The sequence below is a fragment of the Actinomadura kijaniata NBRC 14229 genome, assembly GCF_001552175.1.
Classification (GTDB): Bacteria; Actinomycetota; Actinomycetes; order Streptosporangiales; family Streptosporangiaceae; genus Spirillospora; species Spirillospora kijaniata.
In genome coordinates, this window is the sequence record NZ_BCQR01000331.1 from 1 (window position 1) to 1,562 (window position 1,562).

Consider the following 1,562-nt stretch of genomic DNA (forward strand, 5'->3'; position numbering starts at 1 on the left):
GGTCGTGCCGATCAGGCTGGCGCCGACCACGCGGCCGATGCCGCCCGGACGGGCCGGTCGAGGTGCGGAGATGGTGTCGTCGGTCATGGGATCGCTGCTTCCTGGGTCGCGGTGGGACCGGTGTGAGGGGTGAACGGTCACGGATGGGCGCTGGAAGTGATCTGAGTCACGTGCGCGGCTGTGACAGGGAACGTTAGGTGCTGGCCGTATCAGGGGCTACGTGAACGACGCCCACATTTCGGCGCCGGACCAGTGGACGGACCACACACCGTTGACGGGGCGGGGCGGGGCGCGGAAGGCCGGCGGGGACGGCCGCCCAGCTACCGCCTCTGGTGCGGGCGGCCGTCCGGCCCGGGTGCCCGTAGAGCCTTCGTGTCGTCGCCGTGGGATGGGTGAAGGCCCTACGGGCGGTCAGGGGTGATCAGACGCCTCGGACGTGCTCGGGGACGGCGACCGGCGCGCCGGTCGAGGCCCTGACGTCGTCCGGGGTGACGCCGGGCGCGCTCTCCACGAGCCGCAGTCCCTCGGGGGTGACGTCCAGGACGCACAGGTCGGTGATGATCCGCTGGACGCAGCCGACGCCGGTGAGCGGCAGGCCGCACTCGGCGACGATCTTGGGGCTGCCGTCCCGTGCGGTGTGCTCGGTCAGGACCAGCACGCGGCGGGCGCCGTGCACCAGGTCCATCGCGCCGCCCATGCCCTTGACCATCTTGCCGGGGATCATCCAGTTGGCCAGGTCGCCGCGGGCCGAGACCTGCATCGCGCCGAGGACGGCGATGTCGATGTGGCCGCCGCGGATCATGCCGAACGACAGCGCCGAGTCGAAGAAGCAGGCGCCCGGCAGGACCGTGACGGTCTCCTTGCCCGCGTTGATCAGGTCGGGGTCGACCTCGTCGGCGGCCGGGTAGGGGCCGGTGCCGAGGATGCCGTTCTCCGAGTGCAGGACGATGCGCACGCCCGGCGGGAGGTGGTTGGGGATGAGCGTGGGCAGCCCGATGCCGAGGTTGACGTAGCTGCCGTCGGTGAGCTCGGCCGCGGCGCGGGCGGCCATCTGCTGGCGGGTCCAGGGCATCAGCGCGGGGTCCTCTCGGGGGCCGGTCCGGTGACGGTGCGGCGCTCGACGGGCTTGTCGGCGGCCTGCTCGGGGGTGAGCGCGACGACGCGCTGGACGAACACGCCGGGCAGGTGGACCTGGTCGGGGTCCAGTTCCCTCGGCTCGACCAGCTCCTCGACCTCGGCGATGGTGACGCGCCCGGCCATCGCGGCCAGGGGGTTGAAGTTGGCGGCCGAGCGGCGGAAGACCAGGTTGCCGTGCCGGTCGCCGCGGGCGGCGTGGACGAGGGCGAAATCGCAGGTGATCGCCGGTTCCAGGACGTACTCGCGGCCGTCGAACAGGCGGGTCTCGCGGCGCGGGGAGGCCACCGCCACCTCCCCCAGGGCGTCGTGGCGCCACGGCAGGCCGCCGTCGGCGATCTGCGTGCCGACCCCGGCCGGCGTGTAGAAGGCGGGGACCCCCACCCCGCCGGCGCGCAGCCGCTCGGCGAGCGTGCCCTGGGGGATCA

The 1,562-nt window shown here is 73.4% G+C and carries 2 protein-coding genes; both read right to left on the reverse strand.

What is annotated here, in order from left to right; translation table 11 throughout:
* Nucleotides 1-421 precede the first annotated feature (421 nt).
* A complete protein-coding gene (locus tag AKI01S_RS48555) occupies nucleotides 422-1,072 on the reverse strand; it encodes a 3-oxoacid CoA-transferase subunit B (RefSeq protein ID WP_067833918.1) in 651 nt (216 codons plus the stop codon).
* The coding region (locus AKI01S_RS48560) for a CoA transferase subunit A (protein ID WP_157420776.1) at nucleotides 1,072-1,562 on the reverse strand (491 nt) is incomplete at its 5' end. The genes AKI01S_RS48555 and AKI01S_RS48560, both read right to left, overlap by 1 nt.